The organism is Acinetobacter sp. CWB-B33 (genome assembly GCF_039655955.1).
Taxonomy (GTDB): Bacteria; Pseudomonadota; Gammaproteobacteria; order Pseudomonadales; family Moraxellaceae; genus Acinetobacter; species Acinetobacter bouvetii.
The window spans coordinates 1,204,703-1,231,611 of record NZ_JAGFEU010000001.1 but is presented as its reverse complement, the minus strand read 5'-3'; the positions used below and the strand labels follow the sequence as shown (position 1 = coordinate 1,231,611).

Genomic DNA, 26,909 nt, shown 5'->3' with positions numbered 1-26,909 from the left:
TAATGAGCTTATAAAAATTACGGCAGAGACGCCGTTTTGGCATAAAAATGGATAAAAGCATAAGGAGTATAGGATGCTTGGCAATATGATGTTTCAGCCTTTATTGATCAGCAGCATGATTGAGCATGCGGGGCGCTATCACTCAGATACTTTGATTATTTCTAAAAATACTGATTTAAGCATCACCGAAACCAATTGGGGTAAAGTTCGGAATAATTCTAAACGCTTTGCGAATGTTTTAAACAGCCTAGGTGCAAAGCTGGGTGACCGCATAGCCACAATTGCATGGAACAATCATCGCCATTTAGAATCTTGGTATGCCATTTCGGGCAGCGGCATGGTCTGCCACACTATTAACCCAAGGTTATTTCCAGAACAGCTGGTGTTTATCATTAATGATGCAAATGACAAAGTCATTTTATTTGATAAGACCTTTTTACCGCTGATTAAAGCAGTGAAACCCATGCTGAAAAGCGTAGAGCACTTTATTTGCCTAGATGCGCCTGATGCTGCCGTTAAGGAACAGGTGCCTGATGTTCAATTTTATGATGATTTGATTGCGCAGAACTCTGAACAATTTGCATGGCCTGAATTTGATGAACTGACAGCAAGCTCTTTGTGCTATACCTCGGGAACAACAGGAAACCCGAAAGGGGTGCTGTACAGCCACCGTTCTACAGTGTTGCACAGCTATGGCATTTGCATGCCGGATTCACTGAATATCTCTGCGCGCGATATTATGCTGCCTGTTGTGCCTATGTTTCATGTCAATGCATGGGGGACGCCATATGCCGCCGCAATGGTGGGATGCACCATGGTATTGCCAGGGCCGGGATTGGACGGCGTGAGCCTGGCAAACATGATTGATACCTATAAGGTTTCTGTGGCTTTAGGTGTTCCAACCATTTGGCAAGGTCTGATTAATGCCGCCCAGCAGTCGGGAACCAAGCTGGAAAGCCTGAAGCGCAATGTTGTCGGTGGCTCGGCTTGCCCGCCAGCCATGATGAAAGTGTTTAAAGAGCAATTTGATTGTGAAACTATTCATGCATGGGGCATGACAGAAACCAGTCCTTTGGGCACGTCTTGCCAATTTAAAGCGAAGCATCAGCATTTAAGCGATGAAGAAAAGCTGCAAATCCGGTTATCGCAAGGCCGTCCGCCATTTGGTGTAGACCTGCGTATTACGGATGAAGAAAAAAGCACACATGAGATTGAGCGCGATGGGGAGACCTCAGGCAATCTTCAAATTAAAGGGCATTGGATTATCCATAATTACTTCGGCAAAGCCGAATCGGCCTTAACCGCGGACGGCTGGTTTGATACCGGTGATATTGCTACTTTAAATGAAGACGGCTATTTGAAAATCAGTGATCGTTCCAAAGATCTAATTAAATCCGGCGGTGAATGGATTTCTTCAGTCGAACTGGAAAATATGGCGATGGGCCATCCTAAAATTGCCATGGCAGCAGTAATTGCTGCAATACATCCTAAATGGGATGAACGTCCAGTGCTGATTGCGATTAAAAAACCAGATGCTGATTTATCTGAAATAGAAATTTTAGGTTACTACGCAGATAAAGTGGCGAAATGGCAAATTCCAGATAAAGTCATTTTTGTGGAAAGCATTCCTTTAAGCGGCACAGGAAAAATGCTGAAAAAAGATTTGCGTGAACAATATGGAAACGTGCTGCTGAACAGTTGATCTATCTGGCGAAAATTAAATGACGCATCTGCAAAAGCCCCATCTAAACGGATTGGGCTTTTGTTTAAAAGAAGGTTGAGCCATCACGCATATAAAAAATCCTTCACAGAAACATAAAAAAGTTCAATGGGTTAATCGTGGCGGATTTCTCGTAATTGCTGCTTAAACGGAGTAGATTAAGGATTCTTGCTTCAATTTTCTGCAGTTTAGGCACTTCATGCTTTCCAGCTGGATTCTATTTACTTTGATGGCTGCTTTTATGCAGTCATGGCGTAATGCTTTTCAAAAGCAATTAAGCGCAACGGTTGATGTCTATGGCGTAACGCTCGCGCGGTTTCTGTTTGGTTTTCCTTTTGCTGTTTTGTATATCTTCTGGCTGTACCAATCGCATCCTATTCAGCTGCATGCCAGTTTTACACCCATGTTTTGGGTGTATATTTTGATTGCGGGATGCAGTCAAATTTTAGCCACCATCTTGCTGGTGATGCTCTTTAAGCAAAAGAATTATGCCGTTGGAGTGGGGCTTGCAAAAAGTGAAGCCATTTTAGCGGCATTAATCGGCGTCATGCTTTTGCAGGAGCATTTAAGCTGGCTTGGCTGGGCCGGGGTGGTGATTGGCGGCGCCGCGGTTTTCTTACTCAGTAAAGGGCATCAGCAGCAAAAGCTGTCTTTATCCACCTTAATGATCGGTATTGGCAGCGGTTTAAGTTTTGCCATTACATCCCTTTTGGTGCGGGAAGCCAGCCTTGAATTAAGCGCCTTGCCCTTTTTACACCGGGCGGCTTGGGTGCTGCTGTGTGTCATTGGTTTTCAATGCATCAGCCTGCTGCTTTATTTGGTCATATTCAGCCGGAAAACACTTAAAGCCATGTGGCAGCGGGTTGGCCTAACCTTTAAAGTCAGTGTCTGCAGCTTTATGGCATCCTTGGGCTGGTTTAGCGCCATGAGCATGCAATCGGTTGCGATTGTCAAAACATTAGGGCAGATTGAAGTTCTGTTCAGTTTATTAATTTCGGCGTATTTCTTTAAAGAAAAGCTGGCCCGCAGCGATCATTGGGGGCTGTGTTTAGTGGTCATTGCCGCCATTATGGTGATTTGGGCATAAGCAGGGCAAATGGTGCATTTAGCCGTTATTTTATTGAAGCGCACCAATGAGTACACAGGGCCAAAAAAGTAAAAACTGCTTCAAATGATGAAAATACAAGAGAGATAAATAATTTATCTCCATTTTTGCGCTGAGTAGATGTATTATTTCGCACAGAATATACTTTTATAGAAGAACTGCTGAGTACCGCATGGCAACGAATCCTTATCAAAATTTTTATAGAAAATTCACCAAGAAAGTTTTAGATAAAATTGTCAGTCCGCAAGTTCTGGGCGATACGCAAGTTTTAGAAAATAAAATTAACATTGATAACCCCGAGCGGTTTCCAGTCTGCTATGTCATTCAGGACGACTCAACCTCAAATAAAGTCCTCATTGATAATGAAACGGAAAAGCGTCAATTGTCTTCGGCTTTCGCGCCATTGAGCTTAGGCGAGTATCAAGAGGATGATTCTTTTTTAACTTTGGAAGCCAGCAAGAAAAATGCGTCGTCCTTCTATCCAGACAAGCTGATCCGCTTAGTAGAATATTTGCTGAAACATCCTGAAAATGATGTGCTGCTCGTGCCTGTCACTGTTTTATGGGGGCGTTCGCCTGAAAACGAGGACAGCTGGTATAAAGCGTTAATGGCTGATGCATGGACAAAGCCAACAGGCATTAAGCAGGCTTTAAATATCACGCTGTATGGCCGTGAGAACTATATTGAATTTCATCAGCCAGTGTCGCTGCGCGGTCTGATTCAAAAAGCCTTGGAAGTGAGTCCGAATTTTTCACCTGCGCACTACGTTGTAACTGAGCTGAATACGCTGTTCAATCAATATAAAGAAGCGATTCTAGGGCCTGATTTATCGGATCGCCGCAATGTTATTAATAAACTGATGATGACGGATGCAGTCAAAGAAGCCATTTTGACGGAAAGCATTCATAAGAAAATCAGTGTCAGCCAAGCAGAAAGCTTAGCGAAAAAATATTTAGATGAAATTGTTTCGGACTATTCATATTCAACCATCCGCTTTGCTGATATTGCTTTAACCAAGCTTTGGACACAGCTGTATGACGGAATTGAAGTGCACAATTTTGATATGGTGCGTGAACTGTCCAAAGATTATGAGCTGGTGTATGCGCCGTGCCACCGCAGCCATATTGACTATCTGCTGCTGTCCTTCGTGATTCATAAGCGCGGGCTAATGGTGCCGCATATTGCAGCCGGCATTAACTTGAATATGCCAATTGTTGGGCAGATTATGCGTGGCGCCGGCGCGTATTTCATCCGCAGAAGTTTTAGCGGCAATGCGCTGTATACGGCGGTATTTAAGGAATATGTGCATAGCTTGCTGAGCCGCAATACGCCGCTGGAGTACTTTATTGAAGGCGGCCGTTCACGTACGGGATTATTATTGCCTGCTAAAAAAGGCATGCTGGCGATGACTATCCAAAGCCATTTGCGCGGCGACAGCAAGCCCATTGTGTTTATTCCGACCTATTTTGGTTATGAAAAACTGCTGGAAGGTTCAACCTATATTAAAGAATTAGGCGGGCAGAAAAAGCAGGCTGAATCCTTATTTGGTTTGCTGAAGTCGATTCAGAAAATTGAAAAAGTGTTTGGCAAAGTGCATGTGAATTTTGGCGAACCGGTCTATTTAGATGATCTGCTGCAGCAGAACCATGCGCCTGAACATGTCGCTTTGGAGGAAGAACTGCCGGATACTGTTAAAAGCGCCGTAAATGCAGTTGCTGAAGATATTTTAGAAAATATCAATAAAGCTGTAGTGATTAATCCTGTAAGTCTAATTTCATTGGTGCTGCTGAATGCGCCGATGCATACTCTGGCTGAACGCGATGTGCTGCTGCGCTTGGAGCAGTTCCGCAATTACTTAAAACAGAACCGCTATGATGAGCGGATGCAAATTACCGAGCTGTCGAATCAGGAAATTATTCAGTATGCAGTGCAATTAAAACAGATAGAGTTTGTTGAGCATGATAATGAGCGCTGGGTAAAAGTATGCGACAAGCAAGACGCGCTGCTGAAATATTTCAGCAACAACATTTTGCATACTTTCATTTTGGCTGCTCTGGCGGCGCATATTCTGAAAGCTCAGTCAGAAAATGGCCAAAACCTTACTGTTGATGATTTATGCGGGCAAATCATTCAAGCTTATCCAGAACTCAAAAAGCAGTTTTTCCTAAAATGGACTGAAGCTGAATTATTGGCGCAAATCAATAATGTCCTTGAGTATTTTGCGTCAGAGCGTTTGATTGACCTCCAAGAGCAGCGCATACAAATTAATGATGCAGATGATTCTTTAAGGTTTCTGTCTGCATTTGCGCACTTATATGAACTGAATCTGCAAAAAGACTAAATTCTGCAGAGGAGCATCATGATTTATTCAAGATCTCTAAAAAAGCCAGACCGTGAAAACGGTTTGGCTTTTTTATTTCATGCAGGCTTCAGAAAATATTGCTGCAATGGCGCTGAATGGCCGCCTGTTCTGTATGCTGTTTCTATTAAATATTCAGTAAAGCCAGACAAAAGTTATCAAATGCGCTAAATCTCTTTATAATACGGCCCATCTTTAAAGAATCGGCGTTTGGGCAGTTGAGAAATTTTCAAACGCATTCGGATTCTTGTCATTTTTTAGTTTTTCAGTCAATTTTTGCTCCGCGATTCAGCTGATTGATACAAATTTTAAGTTTTATGCGCCATACGCAAACGCATAAAAATATTTAGGTGCCTGCATGGAAATCAAAGTCAATTATCTCGACAACCTTCGACAAGAAGCGAAGTTTGATGACTTCACGGTAATCGCCGATCAGCCGATCCGCTATAAGGGTGATGGTTCAGCGCCCGGCCCATTTGACTATTTCTTAGCATCATCAGCGCTTTGCGCCGCATATTTTGTGAAAGTGTATTGCGCAGCGCGCAGCATCCCGACAGAAAATATCCGGCTTTCACAAAACAACATTGTAGACCCTGAAAACCGCTATAAGCAGATTTTTAAAATTCAGGTGGAACTGCCAGCAGATATTTCTGAAAAAGACCGTCAGGGCATTCTGCGTTCAATTGACCGCTGCACAGTGAAAAAAGTCATTCAAACTGGCCCTGAATTTATCATTGAAGAAGTGGAAAGTATTGATGCGGATGCGCAAGCGTTGCTGATGCCGAATTCAGCGTCAGAAAGCAGTACATTTATTCCCGGAAAAGATCTGCCTTTGGAAGAAACCATTGCCAATATGTCAGGTATTTTGGCAAATTTAGGCATGAAAATTGAGATTGCGTCATGGCGCAATATCGTGCCGAATGTTTGGTCCCTGCATATCCGCGATGCGCAGTCGCCAATGTGCTTTACCAATGGCAAGGGTTCAACGAAAGAAAGCGCCTTAGCGTCTGCACTGGGCGAGTTTATTGAACGCTTAAACTGCAACTTTTTCTATAACGATCAGTTTTGGGGTGAAGACATTGCCAATGCAGAATTTGTGCATTACCCAGATGAAAAATGGTTTCAGCCAGGCCCCAATGGCGAGCTTCCTGCAGAAATTTTGGATGGCTATACGCGTGAAATTTATGATCCTGAAAATGAACTTCTAGGCACACATTTATACGACACCAATTCAGGCAATACTGCGCGCGGTATCTGCTCACTGCCTTTTGTCCGCCATTCAGATGGTGAAACGGTGTATTTCCCATCAAACTTGATTGAAAACTTGTACCTCAGCAATGGCATGAGCGCAGGCAATACCTTAGCTGAAGCGCAAGTGCAGTGCTTATCTGAAATTTTTGAGCGCGCCGTAAAACGTGAAATTTTGGAAGGTGAAATTGCGCTGCCAGATGTTCCAGCAGATGTCTTGGCCAAATATCCAGGCATTGTCGAGGGGATTAAAGGTTTAGAAGAGCAAGGCTTCCCAGTGCTGGTGAAAGATGCTTCTTTGGGCGGTCAATTTCCAGTTATGTGCGTGACCTTAATGAACCCGCGTACTGGCGGTGTTTTTGCCTCATTTGGCGCGCATCCTAAATTGGAAGTGGCTTTAGAGCGCAGCTTAACTGAATTGCTGCAAGGCCGCAGTTTTGAAGGCTTAAATGATTTGCCTAAACCGACCTTCAGCAGCAATGCGGTCACAGAGCCGAACAATTTTGTAGAGCATTTTATTGATTCTAGCGGTTTGGTTTCTTGGAAGTTTTTCAGTGCAAAATCTGATTATGACTTTGTCGAATGGGATTTCACCAGCCAAGGTGAAAATGCCAATGCTGAAGAAGCCCAAGCCATGTTTGACATTCTTGAAGAGATGGGTAAAGAAGTTTACATGGCGGTTTACCAGCATTTAGGTGCGACTGCTTGCCGTATATTGGTGCCTGATTATTCAGAAATTTATTTGGTAGAAGATTTAATTTTGGACAATACCAATAAAGCGCTGGCTTTCCGTGAAGACATCTTAAATATTCACCGTCTAGATGAAGAGCAGCTGGAAATGCTGGTTGAGCGTTTAGAAGACGTTGAAGCCGATGACTATACGGATATCGTCACATTAATCGGCATCGAATTTGATGATAATACAGTGTGGGGACAGCTGACAATTCTTGAACTTAAGCTGCTGATTTACCTGGCTTTGCAAGAGTTTGAAGAAGCAAAAGAATTGGTTGAAACCTTCCTGCAATACAATACCAATACGGTTGAACGCGGATTGTTCTATCAATGCTTGAATGTCGTTCTGGAAGTAGAACTGGATGATGATCTGGATTTAAATGATTATGAAATCAACTTCCGCCGAATGTTTGGCGATGAGCGTATGGATGCGGTGATTGGTTCTATGGACGGCAGCATCCGGTTTTATGGATTGACAGAGACCAGTATGAAGCTTGAAGGCCTAGACCGCCATTTATGCTTAATTGACAGCTATAAAAAACTGCATGCTGCGCGTGCAAAAGCTGTCGCTCTGAATTGATCACGGTCCTGTTTTCAAAAAAGGCTTTAGATAGATTCTAAGGCCTTTTTTGATGCATAATGCCTTTTGGCTATACCATGTATTGCCGGATCGAAATTTCACAACTAATTTTTCAAAGAACATCCCAAGCTTGTCTTCGGGAGAAAGATTTGAAGCCACTAAATCGATTAAATCCTGTTCATCAAAATATTGCCGATGGGCTTCCGTTAAGATCGCTTGGTATAAGCCGTCACGGCCCTTAAAGTAATAGTTGATGGAGGCTAAATCCACATCTGCCGCTTCGGCAATTGCTTTATTGCTGGTCATGGCAAAACCATGCTGTGCAATTAATTCAGCTGCGCTTTGCAGAATTTTCTTTTTAGTGACATCACCGTCACTGCGCTTTAAGCGATGCATATTTCAATCAAGCTAATTTCGTTTTATAAACGTAGAATTATGTATTTTTTTGATTATTCCGTGATAGTTTAAATTTAAACCAAAAATTACAACAGATCGTTTGGGGGGCTTATGAAAAAGGGAGGGATTGCTACCATCATTGCAGTTTTACTGGTCGTTATCACAGCTGCCGTTTGGTATTTTAATAAAGATCAAAAATCAGACCAAGCCCTGACTTTGTTTGGCAATGTAGATATCCGGCAAGTGTCCTTAGCTTTTGAGCAAAGCGGCCGCATTCAGCAAATGAATGTGCAGGAAGGCGATCACATTCAAAAAGGGGATGTGCTTGCAAAATTGAACACCGATGCCCTGAATATTCAGCTGCAGCAAGCTGAGGCCCAGCTTAAAGTGCAGCAACAAACGGTGATTGAACAAGATGCCGGGACGCGTCCAGAACAGATTGCACAAGCTGAAGCGCAATTGGCTTCTGCGAAAGCGCAATTTGATAACGCCGAAAAAGACTTAAAGCGTTTACAGGTTTTGTTTCATGACACTGCGGGTCAGGCCATCAGCAAGCAGGAACTGGATTATGCTCAAAGCAATCAGGCAACGGCTGCCGCTGCTGTCAAAGAGAAAACGGCCAATCTGGCTTTATTAAAAAATGGGGCGCGTTCTGAAGACCGTGAAGCTGCTAAAGCGCAGTTTGATGCCTCTAAAGCCAATTTAGATTTGATCCGTTATCAAATTCAGCAAAGTGTTTTAACTGCGCCAGTCAATGCCGTGGTGCGCGCTCGCCTGCAAGAGGCTGGCGATATGACTACAGCGCAAAAACCGGTTTATACATTGGCATTAACAAACCCGAAATGGGTGCGTGTTTATGCCAATGAAAAAGACCTCAATGCAATTCAAATGGGCGCCGAAGCGCAAGTCATCCGTGATTCACAGCCAAATCAGCCGATTGATGGGAAAATTGGCTATATCTCTTCAGTTGCGGAATTTACGCCAAAAACTGTGCAGACTGAAGATATCCGCACCACGCTGGTGTATGAAGTTCGTGTACATGTGAATGACCCGCAAGATGCCTTGAAAATGGGGCAGCCTGTAACCGTTAAAATTGCCAGAACGCATTCAGAGTAAACGCGCATGAAAGATGCTCAGGAAACCTATGTTGTGGTCGCAAAGCATTTACGCCAAATTTTTCCTGCGGCAGTAAAAAAAAGTCCCGATATCTGTGCGCTTCATGATTTTAATATTGCCATAAAAGCAAGGCAATTGACGGCCTTGGTTGGGCCTGACGGTGCGGGGAAAACCACTTTTTTGCGTTTAATTGCAGGTTTGTATCCGCCGAGTGCGGGTTCACTTGAAGTGCTGGGTATAGATGTCGCGAAGCACCCGCAGCAGATACAAGACCGTATTAGCTATATGCCGCAGTGCTTTGGTTTATATGAAGACCTGAGTATCCAAGAAAATTTGAATTTATATGCAGATTTACATGGTGTGCCGCAAAAAGAGCGGAAAGAGCGGTTCGCACGGCTATTGGCCATTACCGATTTAACCCAGTTTACAGCGCGTCCAGCGGGTAAGCTGTCTGGCGGCATGAAACAAAAACTAGGCTTAGCCTGCACGTTGGTGCGTTCCCCTGAATTATTGCTGCTGGATGAACCCAGTGTCGGGGTTGATCCATTATCACGGCGGGATTTGTGGCAGATTATTCAGCAGCTGGTGGCAGAGGAAAATCTTAGCGTCATCATCAGTACCACGTATATGGATGAAGCAGAACGCTGCGCAGAAGTCTATGTCATGTATGAAGGGCAAATTTTGACACAAGGCAACCCGGAAGCCTTAAGTGAACAGGTGCGCGGGCTGACATGGCAAGCGAAGCCGCCAAAGGACATGAAAGCCCGACTCTTGCAGTCACACTTATTAGACCTGCCGGCATATATTACAGATGCAGTGCCTAAGGGCGATGTCGTGCGTTTTATCACTACAGCGCAATACCCGCAATTGGCGCCAGAACATTTGCCTGCACAGACACAGGTTGAAGCGCGTCCGCCCGAACTTGAAGATGCATTTATGCTGTTTTTGCATCAAGCGCAGCGTAAAGCAAACAGTGAATCCATGATATCAAACAGCGATGTTGATCGCTTAATTCAAGCCAGTTCTTTAGCAGATCCGGCAAACGCGCAACCCATCATTGCAGTTAAAGATTTAGTCCGCAAGTTTGGTGATTTCACCGCTGTTGCCAGCACTTCATTTGACGTGCAGCGCGGGGAAATTTTTGGCTTGCTGGGGCCCAATGGTGCAGGAAAAACCACGACTTTTCGCATGCTGTGCGGTTTATTGCCTGCCAGTTCTGGCACTTTAGAAGTTGCAGGGGTGAACCTCCGTTACGCGCGTGCTGAAGCGCGGCGGAAAATTGGCTATGTATCGCAAAAGTTTGCGCTGTACAGCAATTTAACGGTACTGGATAACCTTAAATTTTTTGGAGGCGCTTATGGACTCAGCGGTAAAAAGCTTTCTTTGCAAATAGAAAAAGCACTGTATCAATTTGAACTCAATCCTCATGCCAAAAGCGGCGATTTGCCCAATGGCTTTAAACAGCGATTGTCGATGGCCGCGGCTTTACTGCATCAGCCTGAAATTGTGTTTTTAGATGAGCCTACCAGCGGCATTGACCCGCTGGCGCGGCGTGCATTTTGGTACACCATCGGTGAACTTGCCAATCAAGGCATCACGATTATTATCACCACGCATTTTATGGAAGAAGCAGAATACTGTGACCGCATCGCGATACAGGATGCAGGCAAAGTTTTAGCATTAGGTACGCCCAAACATGTCCGCCTGCAGGCAGGCCTAGAACAAGCGCATGACATGAACAGCGCTTTTATTGCCATTGTTGAACAGGCACGGAGGCACTGATATGCATTTCAATGCTTTTGTCCGCCGTTTAGTGGCTCTAATAGGCAAGGAAAGCAATCAATTGCTGCGCGATAAAAGCAGTATGGCAATTGGTTTAATTTTGCCAATTATCCTGATTTTATTATTTGGCTATGGTTTATCATTTGATTTGACGAATGGCCGAGTTGGCGTGGTTGTACAGCACAGTACGCCGCAAAGCGATCAGCTCATTTCAGGCTTAAATGGCAGCACTTATTTATCCGCTACGCCGTTTACCAGTTTCCATGAGGCTAAAGAAGCAATGGGGCGGGATGAAATTGACGCGATTGTCAATGTGCCTTCCGATTTTGCAGAACAGCGTGAAAATGGCAATGCCAGTATTCAAATTATTACCAATGGCCGTTCCACCAGTATTGCGTCTGCGTTGCAGGGTTATATTTCTGGCGCTTTTGCCACAGCACAGGCTATTCAGGCAGACCGAAGCAATGCAGAAAGCGCTGCTGGAATCATTACCGTTGAACAGCGGATGTGGTTTAACGAGTCGGCAAACAGTACTTGGTTTTTAGTCCCAGGTTTAATTGTTTTAATCTTAACCCTTGTTGGGGCTTTCCTGACAGGGCTGTTGATTGCTCGAGAGCGTGAACGCGGTACGCTGGAAGCCTTATTTGTGACTCCTGTTCGGCCTTTAGAGTTAGTATTGGCAAAATTAACGCCGTATATTGTGATTGGTATGATTGATATTGTGGTGTGCTTATTAGCCGCATCGCTCATTTTTGATGTGCCTATTCGCAGTTCTCTGCTTTCTATTGTCAGCGCATCATTTTTATATCTAATGGTGTCGCTGCTATTGGGTTTAACCATTTCAGGATTTTCATCCAGTCAGTTTCAGGCCAGTCAAATGGCGTTATTGGCCAGTTTTATGCCAGCGATGATGCTATCTGGATTTGTATTTGATACCCGTAATTTGCCTGTTGTGATACAGGTCATTAGTCAAATCTTACCTGCAACCCATTTCATGACCCTCATTAAAACCTTATTTTTAGGTGGCGATGATTGGCGCTTGTGGCTAAAAGAATGCGGCATTTTAATGATTTATATTGTAGTGCTGACCACAGCATCGTGTATTTCACTGAAAAAGCGTTTGAGGTAATTCAATATGAGTTCTTTTTTTGCATGGCTGAATTATCTGATGGTGTTGGTTAGAAAAGAGTTTTTGGCTATTTTTAGTGACCCGGCCAACCGGACAATTTTATTTGCACCTGCGCTGATTCAAGCCCTATTGTTTGGCTATGCGGCCAGTTATGACGTCAATCAGGTGGATTATGCCGTGCTGGACCAAAGCCATGGGCAAGCTTCGGCGCAATTATTGCAGCATTTGGATGGTTCTGGAATTTTTAAGCGTACAGCGACTTTATACAATAATGATCAGATTCAGCAGGTCATTGATGAGCGTCAGGCTTTAGCGGTGATTACCATTCCCCGCGACTTTGAAAACAAGCTGAACCAAGGTCAAAGTTCCGCGATTCAAGTCATTTTAGATGGCCGGAACTCTTCAACAGCCAGCATGGCAGGCGCATATATCAACAGTGTAGTTGCAAGAGTGAATCAAGAGCGGGCAGGCGCAGTGTCGAATGTAAATATTCAAACCCGCGTTTGGTACAACCCCAACTCAGAATCGCGCTGGAGTTTAATGCCATCATTGATTGCTGCTTTAAGCATGATGCAGACCTTGCTGTTATCTGCGTTGTCTGTGGCCCGAGAAAGGGAACAGGGCACTTTTGATCAATTATTAGTCACGCCGTATACGCCATTGCATATTATGATTGGCAAGGCTTTGCCGCCGATCTTTGTTGGCTTGATGCAATCGACCATTATCCTGCTGATCATTTTATTTTGGTTCCAAATTCCTATGAATGGTTCCTTTGGTTTACTGTATTTCGGTTTAGCTTGCTTCAACATTGCGGTTGTGGGCGTTGGCCTGTCTATTTCCGCCGTGTCTTTAAATATGCAGCAAGCGATGCTGTATACCTTTTTTCTGATTATGCCAATGATGCTGCTGTCTGGTTTGCTGACACCTGTACAAAACATGCCACATTTCTTGGAAATTGCAACCTATGCAAACCCGTTAAGATTTGGCTTAGACTTAATTCAGCGGGTGTATTTAGAAGGTGCGACATTAGACCAAGTGAAGTGGGATTTTGTCCCGATGTTTGTTTTAGCCGTGCTGACCTTGCCTTTAGCCGCGTGGCTGTTTAGAAACAGACTGTCTTGACGAAAAGCATCTCTCAATCAAGGTGATAGGCCTGTTCTAGATAATATTTATGAGCACTTCATACTGCAATAAAAGCTGTGGCCGGATGAAACCTGCAGGGCTGTTTACTCGTTTTAGTGCGCTCGATTTTTCCACGAGAGGTTGAAGAGATCTTTAACAAATCAAGAGAAGCCGATATTCGCCATCTGTTTCAACTGGCGCTCTATGCACACAGGGTAAAACTTTCTGAGTTGGATGATCGACTGCGAGCCGCCAAAGATGTCCTAAGCCTAAATTTACCGGCTGTGCATTGGGTTTGAGTTGATAATGTAAATCAAAAAAATATTCTTCTAAAAAGCGTTCAAATTCAGCTTCTGGGCCGTCATGCAGCTGTTTCAGCTTTTCACGAATTTCTGGAATCAAAATCTTTTGTTCGACTTGATCATTAAATACAAGATCACTTGCCGCACCATGATAAGTACATAAAAAAGTATCAGTTTCGATAGGTGAACGATCTACATGAAATGAATAGACATCAGTCGCAAAGAAATCTAGCTCATCATCACGTTCATAGTTCTTGAGCAAATTCAGGGAAGGCGAAGCGCCAAAATCGGCCAATAGCTGCATATCATTTAGGATGGTGTCCCTTGCTAAATTGCCTTGCTTTGTAAGCTGTAATGCTAAAAGGTCTTCCGTAGAAACTTCTGTAATGTTTTCAACTAAATGAAGCTTAGCCACAATTTCTTTAAAATCTCCAGTCAAATTACGATGCCAGCAAACCGCATTAACCTCGCCGTGAAAATGCAAGTTGATAAGTTCAGAAAAGTTAGAAACGGTACTGATTTGACTGCTGTTAGAAAAATGATGCTTCATATATAAGCTAAATAAAAACTATAACCAATCATAACATCAGCTCGATAGAAATGAGGTGAATCCCTTCAATTATTCTAAATGCTCAATCAGCAAGGTGACTGGTTGTAAAATTAAATAATGTTGATGTATGTATCTAATATGAGTATTCAACTCGAAAAAGGGCTTAGAAATAGGAATGCTCTAGTTTATTTATTAATTAATGGGGCAATACGATGCATTTTTGCAGATTCACGATGCTGAGCTGTGGCAACAACTGAGGTTGCACAGGCCACAGTTTTGGATATGCAATTTAACTTATGTTTATCTAAAGTTCACTTCATAATTATTCAAATAAACTATCTATTTTATTTTCAATTATTTAATAAAATATTGATCTAAATTTATAGTCTTAAAGTTCATGAACTATGAATAAAAACTAAAATAGGATCAAAAAAATATAAATTTTATTTCTCCACACAATCTCCACACAACATCAGCAATTCATAAACACTGCTATTTCAAAGTAGTAGCATCTAAAAACTCCCTCTGAAAAAACATGCAAACACGTCATCACCTAATAGGTTCAATACTTATTACAACTGTGCTTTTAATGGGCTGCTCAGAATCTGAAAATACTGAACAGTCCAAAGTAGAAATGCCGCCGGCTGTTGTCAGTACAATCACTGTATTACCTCAATCAATGAATTTAATTGAAAATCTTCCTGGCCGTGTTATAGCTTACCGTATTGCTGAAATTCGTCCGCAAGTGGGTGGAATTGTCGATAAAGTGCTTTTCAAACAAGGCTCTTATGTGCAAGCGGGTCAACCGCTTTTTAAATTAAATTCTGAAATTTTTCAGGCAGATGTAAAAAGCAATCAAGCGACATTAAACCGTGCACAGGCTGAGGTGAAACGTTTACTGGTGCTGTTAAAACGCTACACTGAATTAGTAAAAGTAAATGCGGTTAGTCAGCAGGAATACAACAATACGGAAGCAGATTATCAAAAAGCAAGAGCGGACGTGGCGCAAATGCAAGCCATGTTAAGCAGACAGCAGCTTAATCTTAAATATGCGACTGTTACAGCACCCATTTCTGGAACGATTGGTGAAATCCTTGTGACTGAAGGTGCATTGGTTAGTCAAGGCGATACCAATGCCATGGCGGTGATACAACAGATTAATAAAGTCTACGTCGATGTGAAGCAATCAATTAGTGATTATGAAAAACTACAGGAAGCTTTACAGCAAGGAGATATCTCAAATACTAAACATACGGTTGAAATCCTGAATAGTCAGGGTAAACCTTATCATGTTACAGGTGAAATCCTATTTTCGGATACTAAAGTTGATCCTGATACTGGTGATGTCACGATTCGGATTTTAGCCAATAATGAAAATCAAAAACTTTTGCCAGGCATGTATGTTCGAGTCAATATGAGCCGAGCTCAAGTTGAAAATGCGCTCCTAGTACCTGAACAAGCGATTCAACATGATATTAGCGGCAAAGCCAATGTTACGATTGTTAATCAAAAAGGTTTAGCGCAAAGCAAGCCTATTCAGCTTGGTCAGCATTATCAAAACAGTTATGTGGTGACACAAGGGTTGCAAGCAGGTGAAAAAGTCATTGTCGAAGGGGCTGATCGTATACAGCCTGAGCAAAAACTAAAAATTAAGCAGTGGCAACCTGCAAATGCTCAGGAAAAGGGAGGACAGCCATAATGTCTCAATTTTTCATTAGGCGTCCTATTTTTGCATGGGTGATTGCCTTATTTATTATCTTGTTAGGTGTGCTCAGCATACCTAAGCTGCCTATTGCACGATTCCCAAGTGTTGCGCCACCACAGATAAGTATTACGGCAATTTATCCAGGTGCTACGCCAAAAACATTGAATGATAGTGTTGTGACCTTGATTGAGCGGGAAATGTCAGGTGTCAAAAACTTACTGTATTACAGTTCAAGTTCAGATAGTTCTGGAACAGCAACAATCACCGCAACATTTAAGCCGGGTACAGATGTAGAACTTGCACAAGTTGATGTACAAAACAAAATTAAAGCTATTGAGTCGCGCTTACCCCAAACAGTTCGACAACAGGGGCTGATGGTCGACGCTGCATCGTCTGGTTTTTTAATGATGGTGGGCTTAAGTTCACCGAATGGCAAATATAGTGAAATTGATGTCAGTGACTACATGACTCGCTATGTGATTGAAGAATTAAAACGGGTTGAAGGTGTTGGTAAAGTCCAAAACTTTGGTGCTGAGAAAGCCATGCGGATTTGGGTCGATCCAGATCGTTTGGTCTCTTATGGCTTGAGTATTCAAGATGTGAATACAGCCATCCAAAACCAAAACTTGCCGATATCACCAGGCCGTATTGGTGATGTTCCTGCGTTGACGGGGCAACAAATTACTATTCCTTTAACCGCTCAAGGTCAATTAGAAACTGTAGAGCAATTCAAGAATATTAGTCTACGTGCTCAGCAAAATGGCGCCAATGTTCGATTGTCGGATGTCGCTCGTGTCGAAATTGGTGCGCAGATGTATAACTTTGCGATTTTAGAAAATGGTAAAGCCTCTACAGCTGTGGCGATACAAATGAGCCCTGGTGCCAATGCTGTTAAGACTGCAGAGGGAGTGAAAGCGAAAATTGAACAGTTAGGTTCAGCATTACCTGATGGTATGAAATTCTCTATACCTTACGACACTGCACCTTTTGTAAAAGTCTCGATTGAAAAAGTAATCATGACATTGCTTGAAGCTATGGCTTTAGTTTTTATTGTCATGTTCATCTTCTTACACAATGTTCGTTATACCTTGATTCCAGCGATTGTTGCACCGATTGCATTGCTTGGCACATTCTCAGTGATGCTGCTTGCTGGTTTTTCGATTAATGTGCTGACCATGTTCGGCATGGTGCTTGCGATCGGGATTATTGTCGATGATGCGATTGTGGTCATTGAAAATGTTGAACGTATTATGGCGACAGAAGGTTTATCTCCAGTTGAAGCCACGTCTAAAGCCATGAAGGAAATTACCAATCCGATTATTGGTATCACCTTAGTGTTAGCCGCTGTATTTTTACCGATGGCTTTGGCAGCAGGCTCGGTGGGGATTATCTATCGTCAGTTCACCATTACCATGTCGGTTTCAATTTTATTCTCAGCATTCCTTGCACTGACATTAACCCCAGCTTTATGTGCAACGATGTTAAAGCCGATTGATCAAGATCATCAGAAAAAAGGTGTTTTTGCTTGGTTTGATCGTAGTTTTGAGAAGCTGAACAATCGCTATGAACGCGGTTTATTTAAAGTGATTAAACATAAAACCATCGCAATGTTGTGTTTCTTAGGCATTGTTATTGTGCTGATTTTCAGTTTTAAACAAGTACCAACTGCGTTTATGCCTGAAGAAGATCAGGGGTGGTTTATGACCTCGATTCAGCTGCCTGCGGATGCAACACAAGAACGTACCCGTAAAGTCGTTGCTGAATTTCAAAATCACTTAGACCAAGAGACGGGTATTAAAGACAACATGGCTGTATTGGGCTTTGGCTTTAGTGGTTCTGGTCAAAATACAGCGATGTATTTTACCAATCTATTGCCATTTGAAGAGCGTACTATTACGGCACAAGAAGTCGTGAATAATGCCAATATGGCGATGGCTGAAAGTTCAGAAGGTCAGACCATGTCTGTGTTACCACCAGCCATTGATGAACTGGGGAATTCATCTGGTTTTTCATTGCGATTATTAGATCGTGGCAACATTGGTATGCCTGCTTTAAGAGAGGCGCAAGATCAGCTTTTAGCATTAGCAGCACAAAGTAAAATCGTGGCGGAGGTCTATCCTGAAGGATTACCTGATGGCAGTTCTGTAGAGCTTAAAATTGATCGAGACAAATTGCAGGCACTGGGTGTTAATTTTAGTGATGTCACCGATATTATTTCGACCTCGATGGGTTCAATGTATATCAATGACTTTCCAAATCAAGACCGTATGCAGCAAGTCATTGTTCAATTAGATGCAAAATCACGTATGAGTATTGAAGATATTCTTCAGATTAAGGTGAATAGCCAAAGCGGTAAATTGGTTTCCATGTCTGAAATTATTAGCCCAATTTGGCAACATTCACCGCAGCAATATAACCGTTACAATGGTCGCCCATCATTGAGTATTACTGGCAGTCCAGCAGCTGGTATGTCTTCAGGACAAGCCATGAGCGAAATGGAAAATCTGATTAAACAACTTCCGAAAGGCGTGGGCTATGAGTGGACGGGGATTTCTCTAGAAGAAAAACAGTCTGAATCACAAACCTTGTTTTTATTACTGTTGTCGATGTTAGTCGTCTTCCTTGTCTTGGCAGCGCTTTATGAAAGCTGGTCAATTCCATTATCCGTGATGCTGGTTGTACCTCTAGGGTTGATTGGCGCCTTTCTGGCAGTGATGTTGCGCGGCATGCCAAATGATATTTTCTTTAAGGTCGGCATGATCACGATTATTGGCCTATCCGCAAAGAATGCCATTTTGATTGTTGAGTTTGCAAAAGCATTAAGAGAGGAAGGGATGGGCTTAGTTGAGGCAACAGTTGCTGCAGCTAAATTGCGCTTACGTCCAATCTTAATGACGTCTCTGGCATTTACCTGTGGTGTAATTCCATTAGTCATTGCCAGTGGCGCCAGCTCTGAAACTCAAAAAGCGATTGGTACAGGCGTGTTTGGCGGCATGATCAGCGCAACAGTTTTGGCTGTTATTTTTGTACCGATTTTCTTTATTGTAGTCATGAGCATGGTAGAGAAATTCTCGAAACGCAAAGCTGCGCATTAACGCACTAAATCGGTGAGCTGAACATAATATATTTAAGCTCATCCCCAAATTTAATGATGAATCATGTGAGATTGAATATGACAATTCGAATCGAAACCCCTCGTTTAATCTTGAGAACATTTGAAGAACGAGATGCGTCAGGATTATTAGAATATTTATCAAAGCCAATCACCAATTGTTTTGCCTCCGATACGACAACAACGATTGAAGATGCACTGGCTAAAATTCACAAAAGGCAAAATGACAATGACTGTATTGCAGTATGCCTGAAAGATTCTGATCAACTCATTGGTGAGATTTTCTTTATCAAAGAAGAACCAGATACATATTCAATTGGCTGGAATTTTAATGAAAAATTTCATGGCAAAGGTTATGCCAACGAAAGTGCTTATACATTTATAGATTACTTATTTAATCAATTAGATACGAGACGAATCTATGCCTATGTCGAAGATTATAATACCGCTTCACAAAAACTTTGCGAGCGTTTAGGTTTTCGTAAAGAGGGACATTTTATAGAATTTATCTCATTTATTAAAAATCCAGATGGTTCACCAAAATATGAAAATACCATGCAATATGCAATCCTAAAGAAAGAGTGGGGTGTTAATAAAGTTTGATTTTTAAAAGAATTATGATGCTGGTTTGAGTATTTTTAACTTAAATACTCAAAATAGCTTGGGCCTTTAACTGTATTGTAAAACAGCTGCCGCCTAAGCTTTTGGATTTAGAATAATAAATATGACCTTGGTGTGCTTCAATAATTGCATCAATCACTGCCAAGCCTAATCCAGTACCGCCATCTAAACGGGATCTAGAGTCTTCCAGACGATAGAAAGGTTTGAACAAGTGTTCGATATGCGATTCATCAATACCCGGACCTTCATCTTCAAGCGTTAATACCCAATGTTCTGCTGTGGTCACGGTTGTAATATTGATTTGTCCGGCATTCGAATATCTTAAAAAATTAGAGAATAATGCAATAAAGACTTGTTCCATGCGCCGTATATCGACATGCACAGTGTCATCCGTCAAACGAATGAAAACATTTAGTTTTTTATCTTGAAACCGCTCATTAAACATCTGCAGACATTTTTCAATACTGTCTTTTAAATTCGTCTGCTCAAGTTCTAAACGTAATTGTTTATTTTCAATCAGTGTCAGTGTCCGTAAATCTTCCACAAGGTAAGATAAGCCTTCGACTTGGTTCAATAAACTTTGATGTAGAGCCTGATCAGCAATAAATACGCCATCGACAATACCTTGCAAACGGCCTTGTAATATTGTCACAGGTGTTCTTAGTTCATGCGCAATCGCAGCATTCCAAACGGTTGAATTCTTAACTGATACTTCAAGCTGGTTTGCCATGGCATTGAAGTTCTCTATGAGTGATTTTATTTCATGTGGAATATCATGATGTGGCTGTTTAATTCTGAGTGCTAAATTACCTTGCTGAATTTGCTGAATAACATCGGCTAAATCACTGATTGGCTGTGTATAGCGTTTTCCATATTTAAAGGCGAGGAGAGTAGAAAGAAAAAAGCCTGTTAATAAAACTAAAAATAGCCATATAAAGTCTACGGATGTGATGGAAAATTCATTTGAATTAACACTTTGGAAATCTAAAAAGCCGATTTCGATTGCCCAGCTATAAACAAAATAGCCAATCATGAAAGATAACAGCGTAACGCCTAAATTGAGTAGGCTCATCATGATGATAAACTGAAAGTTAATTCCAACTGAGTTTTTTAAAAAATTAAATTTCATAGTTTTGATCTAAGCGATAACCCACGCCACGGACATTTATCAATAAGCCATTTACATCATTTTCTTCAAGTTTTTTTCTTAACTTACTGATATGGCTATCTACAGTGCGATCTAAAGCATCACTTTCAGGCATACAGTTTTGGATCAATTCATTGCGAGTAAAGACTTTGTTCGGTGTTTTTGCCATTAAAGCCAGTATTTTGTACTCAGTTAATGTAAGGTTGATCAGCTGATTTTTTTGACCATTTGAAATGTAAACTTGATGGTGATCAGGGGTAATTTTAATATTTTTATAATGAATAACATGATGAATTTCAGTGTGTTGGATTGCACTTCGTCTAAGTACAGCTTGTATTCGTGCAATCACTTCATTAGGGTTAAATGGTTTAATAATAAAGTCATCAGCACCCATTTTTAGCCCCATAATCTTATTCACTTGATCATCCAATGCAGTCAGCATAATCACAGGTAAATTACTTGTTTGACGGATGATTTGTAGAATTTCCCAGCCATTTAGTTTGGGTAATTTAATATCAAGGAGAATCAGGTCGATGGAGTAGGTTTTCAGGCATTCTAAAGCTTGCTGTCCATCCAATGCACGGATGACCTGCATGTTTTCATTTTTTATGTATTTTTCAAGAATGTCACCAATATCATAATCATCTTCAACAACAAGAATGACGCTGTTTTCGAAGCTGTGCTGTAGATTTGGAAACATATGTTTTATCTTAGATGAAGCTAGCCATGCATTTTAACATTTAATTGTGTAATAGATATGATTAGACGAGTAGTAATTTAGGTGTGATATAGAATAAAATTCATCATATATCAGTATTAATGAACCAAATAGCAAATGTTATCTATTTAACATAATATACATTATACGAAATGCAATGATTAAGATAATCAATAGTTCGACGATGAGCTGGATCATTACTGAATATATGTTCTAGTAGAAATCATAAATTAAAAATCTCTCTAATAGCTGGGAGATTTTTAATTTATATCCTGCACAACTAAGATTTCTGTAGCTCATTTATAATAGACAGCTGATGCTGAGACAGCCATGCAGTTCTGCGTTCAAACAACAAAGGCGCAGCCGTATTAACGCCATCGATTAGCGCCTGTAAGTCTGCATTTTTCAAACGGCCATGTTCTGCAACCACTTCACCATTGACCATGGTCATCAGCACATCACTACCTTGCACAGCATGCACCAGATTTGTATGTAAATTAAACAATGCCCCCTGGTCAATCAGCGGCGTCATTCGTGGCGTTGCTGTATTAACCACGATTAAATCTGCCAGCTTTCCAGCTTCAATAGAACCAATCTGATCTTGCATTCCTAGCGCTTTGGCACCCAGTTTGGTTGCCATTTGACACACCGACCATGAATCCAGCGCTGCTGCATCTAAACTGGAAAATTTAGCCAATAGTGATGCTGTTTTCATTTCTTCAAACATATCTAAATTATTATTTTCTTTTTCACCATCTGTACCTAAACCAACTGCAATCCCTTTTGCCAGCATTTCTGCAATAGGTGCTGCACCCGAAGCCAGCTTCATATTAGAAATTGGGTTATGCGCAACCCCAACTTGATACTGTTTTAAAATATCAATTTCTGCGGAATTGGCCCAAACACAATGCGCAAGCAACGCTTTAGGCACATCAAACATGCCTAAACGTTCAAGGGTCTGAATTGGTCTTTGTCCATAACGTCGTAAGTTTTCTTCTACATCAAATTTACTTTCGTTACTGTGCGTATGAAAACCTGTTTGATAGTGATTGCACAGTTGTTGAATGCGAGCTAATGCTTTTTCTTCTGCATAGAAAAGATGTTCTAAGCCAACCCAAACATTAATTCGTCCATTGGCTTGTTGATGCCACTTTTGAATTAAAGCTTCATTACTATTGAGTGTTTCAAAATAATCATGATCTGGATGTTCTGCGACATAAGGAACCAATACCGCACGTATACCTAACTGTTCTGCGGCTTCGGCGCTGCCATCCATATAGCGCCACATATCCACCAATGTTGTGGTGCCAGATAATAATGCTTCCGCATAACATAAATAAGACGCAATTTTGGCATCATGCGCTGTCAGTACCCGATGCATAGGATCAATAAATTGCTGTAGCCAATCCCAAACAGGAAGCCCTTCTGCTGTACCGCGCAGCAAGCCTGAATGGCAATGCGTATTGATTAATCCTGGCATGATCAAACTATGCTCATAATGCTGAATCTCATGTGCTGGGTACTGCTTTTGAATTTCTTCACATGTTCCCACCTGTAGGATCTTTGCGCCATCTATCACCACTGCGCCATTATGAATGCAACGCTGCATATCATCCATGGTCAGTACATAATCTGCTGAAATAATTTTCATCTTATGATTTCCAAGAAAAACTTATGAAAAGTAACTTTGAAATAAAGTATTCCCAATGCACTAAGCCGAAATAGGCTTAGCACCGGAGAAGGTTTAAATATTTAGTAAGGGTTTTTTAAGGCGTGAAAGTTTTGCCTAATGATGCGGGCAGATTCATTTTTAGCAGCTTTTTATCACGTGAAATAATGACCAGCACCACAATGGTTGCGACATAAGGCAAAGCTGAAAGCGCTTCATTCGGCACATTAATGCCTAGCGCCTGCGCATGGAATTGCAAAATAGTGACACCGCCAAACAGATATGCTCCAAGCATTAAACGGGTCGGTTTCCATGCAGCAAAGACCACAAGAGCAATCGCAATCCAGCCTCGTCCTGCCACCATGTTCTCAATCCACATGGGTGTATAAACTGTGGATAAAAATGCGCCGCCAATGCCCGCCATCAGCCCGCCAAAAAGCACCGCGCCATAGCGAATGGCCAAAACGTTGTAGCCCATGGCATGCGCGCTTTCCGGCGACTCCCCCACTGCTTTCAGCAATAGGCCAAGACGTGTTTTAGCAAGCACCCACCAAACAATCAAAAAAGCTAAAATAGACAGATACACCACATAGTTTTGCTGAAACAAAATAGGCCCAATCAATGGAATATCAGACAGCAGTGGAATATCTAAATTTTGCAGTCCGGGCAACGCTGTACTGACATAGTTCTGCCCAATAAAAGCTGAAATGCCAATACCGAAAATGGTCAATGCCAAACCGCAAGCAGACTGATTGGTACTCATGGATAAGGTAAAAAATGCAAAAATCAGCGCCATCAATAAACCCGCTGCACCGCCAACCAGCAAAGCACTGAAGATACTGGCGTCATATGTCGCAGCAAAAGCAAAACCAGCGATGGCGCCCACCAGCATCATGCCTTCTACCCCAAGGTTGATGACCCCTGTACGCTCTGCAACCAGCTCACCTAGACCTGCAAAAATTAAAGGTGTTGCTGCTGCAATTGTTCCCGCTAGAATTGCTGTAATTTCAATACTCATGTTATTTCTCCTGACTCATCGTTGGCCGCTTTAAGCCAAGTTTTCATGGGGTGCTGCAGGAATCACTTTGATTTTCTTTTTGGCAAAACGGTAGCGTTTTTCAATCAAGGCATCAGAAGCCAGTAAAAAGAACAGCAGCAAGCCTTGGAAAATCCCTGTAATCGCGACTGGCAGCTGCATTTGCATTTGCGCCATTTCACCGCCAAGATAAATTAAAGCCATTAAAAAGCCTGAAAGAACAATACCCAATGGATTTAAACGGCCCAAGTACGCCACAATGATGGCGGCATAGCCATAATCCGGAGAGATGTTTGGGTTGAGCTGGCCAATAGGCCCAGCCACTTCACAAATACCTGCAATACCTGCCATCAGACCTGAAATACCCAGACTTAGCCAGACAGCTTTAGCAGATGAAAAGCCTGCATATTTGGCAGACAGCGGCGCTTGACCGCTTACTTCCAGCTTAAATGCAGTCATGCTTTTACGGATAAAAAACCAAAGTAGCGCAACTGCAGCGATGGTGATAAAAATGGATGCATTGACCCGTGTTCCTTCAATAATTAAAGGCAAAGTTGAACTTTCACCGAACATCACAGACTGCGGAAAATTCATGCCGTCTGGATCACGCCATGGGCCATTGACCAAGTACAGTAAAAGAAACACAGCTACATAATTCATCATCAGCGTAGTCAGGGTTTCTTCCGCATTAAAATGGGTCTTCAGCAATGCTGGAATAAGCCCCCACAATGCGCCGCCAATTGCGCCCATCATCAACATCAGCGGTAAAATCCACCAGCCGATTTGATTGTGAAATAAAATAGCGATACCGCCGCCAAATACAGCGCCCATCGTGAGCTGGCCTTCCGCGCCAATATTGAATAATTTGGCGCGAAAACCCACAGCCAGCCCTAAAGCAATGAGAATTAATGGACTCGCTTTAATTGCTAGTTCACTCAAGCTATAAGCTGTAGTCAGTGGTTCAATAAAGAAAATATACAAGGCTTGAGTAGGGCTCACACCTAAAGCTAAAAAGAGCAGACCTCCCACAATGAGCATGGCCGTCAATGCAATGACGGGAGAAAGCCACTTCATGAGCTGAGAAGGATATTCTCTCGGTTCTAATAAATGCATCATGTCACCTTAATTCATTGCTTCTCTATGCATGCGCATGGGAGTGTTGGGTTTCTGAGTTTGCTGCCGCAACATCTTGAATGCCAGACATCAGCAGGCCAATTTGTTCAGCATCGGTGTCTTGGGTCAGCATGGGTTCAGACAGCTTTCCTGCAGCCAGTACACAAATTTTGTCACTAATTTCAAACAGTTCTTCAAGCTCTTCTGAGATGACTAAAATGGCTACGCCCTGCCGCGATAAATCAATCAAGGTCTGGCGGATAAACATCGATGCGCCGACATCTACTCCCCAAGTGGGCTGTGAAATAATCAGCACTTTCGGCTGCTGCAGAATTTCTCGGCCTACGATAAACTTTTGTAAATTTCCGCCTGAGAGTGAGCGCGCTTCTGCATGTGGGCCTGCGGCTTTAACACCAAATTTTTCAATGCATTGGGCTGCAAACGCTTTGGTTTTTTCAAAATTGATTAAGCCAAACTTGGTTAAGCCCTGACGGAAAGCAGTCAGCAGTGCATTCTGAGATAAGGTCATATTCGGCACTGCCCCGCGGCCTAAGCGTTCTTCAGGTACAAAGCCCAATCCTAAATCTCGCCTTTCACCGGCAGTATTTTTAGAAATATCCTGCCCATTCAAAATAATATGGCCTTGCTTTGTCTGATTTTCCCCAGACAGCAATGCCAGCAATTCTGCTTGGCCATTCCCTGAGATCCCAGCAATACCCATAATTTCACCTGAATATATATTCAGATTGATATTGTCTAAGTCCACGCCAAAAGGATCGTCAGACACGTAGCTGATGTGGCTAATTTCAAAATTCTTTTGCGCTTCGCCTGCATAAGCTTCATGGTGGTATATTGGCAGCTCACGGCCAATCATTAAGCGCGCTAAATCACTGGTGCTATTTTCACTAGGCAATACATAACCTGTAACTTTGCCGTTGCGTAAAATAGTCGCTACATCACACAAAGCTTTAATTTCATGCAGCTTATGACTGATATATAAAATAGAAACGCCTTGCGATGCCAGCAGTTTCAGGGTCTTAAATAATTGCTTAACCGCTTGCGGCGTCAGTACCGAAGTCGGTTCATCTAAAATCAGCAGACTTGGGTTTTGCAATAAACAGCGGATAATTTCTACACGCTGCCGCTCACCGACGGACAGCGAATGCACTTCTCGGCGCGGATCGACGGTCAAGCCATATTGTTCTGAAACTTGAATAATTTTTTCATGCAGCGCTTTAATGTCTATTTTTTCATCTAGCCCAAGCAAAATATTTTCAGCGACGGTCAGCGTTTCAAATAAAGAAAAATGCTGATACACCATGCCTATGCCCAATTTACGCGCCGCTGCAGGACTATCGATAACGACTTCTTTACCATTCCATAGTATTTGCCCTGTATCGGCTTTAGCAGCGCCATAAATGATTTTCATCAAAGTACTTTTGCCTGCGCCATTTTCACCTAAAATGGCGTGAATCTGCCCTGCCTGCACTTTTAGATTGATATTCTCATTGGCTCTAAGTGAATTGTAGCTCTTACTGATATTCAGCAATTCAAGCCGCGGAATCAGATGCAGACCCTCTTTTTGCGAAGCCGCATAATCAAGCTCTGGTGTCGCATGTTGTACATTCATAACATTGGCTCTGTACG

18 protein-coding genes and 1 pseudogene are annotated in these 26,909 nt (G+C 42.3%); 11 read left to right on the top strand and 8 right to left on the bottom strand.

The window, feature by feature from the left end; all coding sequences use genetic code 11:
• The first annotated feature begins 73 nt into the window (after positions 1-73).
• The 4 genes from JZ784_RS05900 (at position 74) to JZ784_RS05885 (ending at position 7,744) form a co-directional block, all read left to right on the top strand.
• Positions 74-1,702 carry a long-chain-fatty-acid--CoA ligase gene (locus tag JZ784_RS05900; protein ID WP_346314183.1) on the top strand — a complete coding sequence of 543 codons (1,629 nt, stop codon included), beginning with the start codon at positions 74-76 and terminating at the stop codon, positions 1,700-1,702.
• Between the two features lie 217 nt (positions 1,703-1,919).
• On the top strand, positions 1,920-2,807 hold the full coding sequence (locus JZ784_RS05895; RefSeq protein WP_346314182.1) for a DMT family transporter: 888 nt from the start codon (positions 1,920-1,922) through the stop codon (positions 2,805-2,807).
• Between the two features lie 190 nt (positions 2,808-2,997).
• On the top strand, positions 2,998-5,166 hold the full coding sequence (gene plsB, locus JZ784_RS05890; protein ID WP_346314181.1) for a glycerol-3-phosphate 1-O-acyltransferase PlsB: 2,169 nt from the start codon (positions 2,998-3,000) through the stop codon (positions 5,164-5,166).
• A gap of 376 nt (positions 5,167-5,542) precedes the next feature.
• A complete protein-coding gene (locus tag JZ784_RS05885) occupies positions 5,543-7,744 on the top strand; it encodes an OsmC domain/YcaO domain-containing protein (RefSeq protein WP_346314180.1) in 2,202 nt (733 codons plus the stop codon).
• A 96-nt stretch (positions 7,745-7,840) separates the two neighbouring features.
• On the opposite strand, the pseudogene JZ784_RS05880 reads toward JZ784_RS05885, so the two are convergent.
• Positions 7,841-8,140 (bottom strand): annotated as a pseudogene (locus JZ784_RS05880) (TetR/AcrR family transcriptional regulator); the annotation flags it as partial.
• Between the two features lie 111 nt (positions 8,141-8,251).
• Between JZ784_RS05880 and JZ784_RS05875 the strand changes: the two are divergent.
• The 4 genes from JZ784_RS05875 to JZ784_RS05860 are packed head-to-tail and all read left to right on the top strand — an operon-like array spanning position 8,252 to position 13,289.
• Complete coding sequence (locus JZ784_RS05875; protein ID WP_346314179.1) at positions 8,252-9,256, top strand: HlyD family efflux transporter periplasmic adaptor subunit; 1,005 nt, start codon at positions 8,252-8,254, stop codon at positions 9,254-9,256.
• 6 nt (positions 9,257-9,262) lie between these two features.
• Positions 9,263-11,038 carry an ATP-binding cassette domain-containing protein gene (locus tag JZ784_RS05870; protein ID WP_346314178.1) on the top strand — a complete coding sequence of 592 codons (1,776 nt, stop codon included), beginning with the start codon at positions 9,263-9,265 and terminating at the stop codon, positions 11,036-11,038.
• A 1-nt stretch (position 11,039) separates the two neighbouring features.
• Entirely contained in the window at positions 11,040-12,167 is a 1,128-nt protein-coding gene (locus JZ784_RS05865) for an ABC transporter permease (protein ID WP_346314177.1), read from the top strand.
• Between the two features lie 6 nt (positions 12,168-12,173).
• Positions 12,174-13,289 (top strand): ABC transporter permease, encoded by a 1,116-nt coding sequence (locus tag JZ784_RS05860; RefSeq protein WP_346314176.1) that lies wholly within the window; start codon positions 12,174-12,176, stop codon positions 13,287-13,289.
• A gap of 153 nt (positions 13,290-13,442) precedes the next feature.
• Here JZ784_RS05860 and JZ784_RS05855 read toward each other — a convergent pair whose 3' ends face one another.
• Positions 13,443-14,141, bottom strand: a complete 699-nt coding sequence (locus tag JZ784_RS05855) for a DUF1826 domain-containing protein (RefSeq protein ID WP_346314175.1) — start codon at positions 14,139-14,141, stop codon at positions 13,443-13,445.
• Between the two features lie 535 nt (positions 14,142-14,676).
• On the opposite strand from JZ784_RS05855, the gene JZ784_RS05850 reads away from it, so the two are divergent.
• The 3 genes from JZ784_RS05850 (at position 14,677) to JZ784_RS05840 (ending at position 19,561) form a co-directional block, all read left to right on the top strand.
• On the top strand, positions 14,677-15,840 hold the full coding sequence (locus JZ784_RS05850; RefSeq protein ID WP_346314174.1) for an efflux RND transporter periplasmic adaptor subunit: 1,164 nt from the start codon (positions 14,677-14,679) through the stop codon (positions 15,838-15,840).
• Complete coding sequence (locus JZ784_RS05845) at positions 15,837-18,941, top strand: multidrug efflux RND transporter permease subunit (protein ID WP_346314262.1); 3,105 nt, start codon at positions 15,837-15,839, stop codon at positions 18,939-18,941. The genes JZ784_RS05850 and JZ784_RS05845 overlap by 4 nt, the downstream gene beginning before the upstream one ends.
• Before the next feature lie 77 nt (positions 18,942-19,018).
• The gene (locus JZ784_RS05840) at positions 19,019-19,561 is read left to right on the top strand and encodes a GNAT family protein (RefSeq protein WP_346314173.1); all 543 of its coding nucleotides are present in this window, start codon (positions 19,019-19,021) and stop codon (positions 19,559-19,561) included.
• 40 nt (positions 19,562-19,601) lie between these two features.
• Here JZ784_RS05840 and adeS read toward each other — a convergent pair whose 3' ends face one another.
• From adeS to JZ784_RS05810, 6 genes are all read right to left on the bottom strand, one after another.
• Positions 19,602-20,708, bottom strand: coding sequence for a two-component sensor histidine kinase AdeS (adeS, locus tag JZ784_RS05835; RefSeq protein ID WP_346314172.1), 1,107 nt, complete (start codon positions 20,706-20,708; stop codon positions 19,602-19,604).
• Complete coding sequence (gene adeR / locus JZ784_RS05830) at positions 20,698-21,426, bottom strand: efflux system response regulator transcription factor AdeR (protein WP_346314171.1); 729 nt, start codon at positions 21,424-21,426, stop codon at positions 20,698-20,700. Before adeR ends, adeS begins: the two co-directional genes overlap by 11 nt.
• 298 nt (positions 21,427-21,724) lie before the next feature.
• Positions 21,725-23,095, bottom strand: coding sequence for an amidohydrolase (locus JZ784_RS05825; protein WP_346314170.1), 1,371 nt, complete (start codon positions 23,093-23,095; stop codon positions 21,725-21,727).
• 115 nt (positions 23,096-23,210) lie between these two features.
• Positions 23,211-24,131: an ABC transporter permease gene (locus tag JZ784_RS05820; RefSeq protein ID WP_346314169.1), complete on the bottom strand. Its 921-nt coding sequence runs from the start codon at positions 24,129-24,131 to the stop codon at positions 23,211-23,213.
• 30 nt (positions 24,132-24,161) lie between these two features.
• Positions 24,162-25,262 (bottom strand): ABC transporter permease, encoded by a 1,101-nt coding sequence (locus tag JZ784_RS05815; protein ID WP_346314168.1) that lies wholly within the window; start codon positions 25,260-25,262, stop codon positions 24,162-24,164.
• Positions 25,263-25,287: 25 nt separating this feature from the next.
• A complete protein-coding gene (locus tag JZ784_RS05810) occupies positions 25,288-26,892 on the bottom strand; it encodes an ABC transporter ATP-binding protein (RefSeq protein WP_346314167.1) in 1,605 nt (534 codons plus the stop codon).
• Positions 26,893-26,909: the final 17 nt, after the last annotated feature.

Coding starts and splice junctions, on each gene's coding strand:
- JZ784_RS05885 (WP_346314180.1), top strand. CDS start 5,543: ATGGAAATCAAAGTCAATTATCTCGACAACCTTCGACAAGAAGCGAAG.
- JZ784_RS05825 (WP_346314170.1), bottom strand. CDS start 23,095: ATGAAAATTATTTCAGCAGATTATGTACTGACCATGGATGATATGCAG.
- JZ784_RS05840 (WP_346314173.1), top strand. CDS start 19,019: ATGACAATTCGAATCGAAACCCCTCGTTTAATCTTGAGAACATTTGAA.
- JZ784_RS05895 (WP_346314182.1), top strand. CDS start 1,920: ATGCTTTCCAGCTGGATTCTATTTACTTTGATGGCTGCTTTTATGCAG.
- JZ784_RS05820 (WP_346314169.1), bottom strand. CDS start 24,131: ATGAGTATTGAAATTACAGCAATTCTAGCGGGAACAATTGCAGCAGCA.
- JZ784_RS05865 (WP_346314177.1), top strand. CDS start 11,040: ATGCATTTCAATGCTTTTGTCCGCCGTTTAGTGGCTCTAATAGGCAAG.
- JZ784_RS05850 (WP_346314174.1), top strand. CDS start 14,677: ATGCAAACACGTCATCACCTAATAGGTTCAATACTTATTACAACTGTG.
- JZ784_RS05855 (WP_346314175.1), bottom strand. CDS start 14,141: ATGAAGCATCATTTTTCTAACAGCAGTCAAATCAGTACCGTTTCTAAC.
- JZ784_RS05860 (WP_346314176.1), top strand. CDS start 12,174: ATGAGTTCTTTTTTTGCATGGCTGAATTATCTGATGGTGTTGGTTAGA.
- JZ784_RS05810 (WP_346314167.1), bottom strand. CDS start 26,892: ATGAATGTACAACATGCGACACCAGAGCTTGATTATGCGGCTTCGCAA.
- JZ784_RS05815 (WP_346314168.1), bottom strand. CDS start 25,262: ATGCATTTATTAGAACCGAGAGAATATCCTTCTCAGCTCATGAAGTGG.
- adeR (WP_346314171.1), bottom strand. CDS start 21,426: ATGTTTCCAAATCTACAGCACAGCTTCGAAAACAGCGTCATTCTTGTT.
- JZ784_RS05900 (WP_346314183.1), top strand. CDS start 74: ATGCTTGGCAATATGATGTTTCAGCCTTTATTGATCAGCAGCATGATT.
- adeS (WP_346314172.1), bottom strand. CDS start 20,708: ATGAAATTTAATTTTTTAAAAAACTCAGTTGGAATTAACTTTCAGTTT.
- plsB (WP_346314181.1), top strand. CDS start 2,998: ATGGCAACGAATCCTTATCAAAATTTTTATAGAAAATTCACCAAGAAA.
- JZ784_RS05875 (WP_346314179.1), top strand. CDS start 8,252: ATGAAAAAGGGAGGGATTGCTACCATCATTGCAGTTTTACTGGTCGTT.
- JZ784_RS05870 (WP_346314178.1), top strand. CDS start 9,263: ATGAAAGATGCTCAGGAAACCTATGTTGTGGTCGCAAAGCATTTACGC.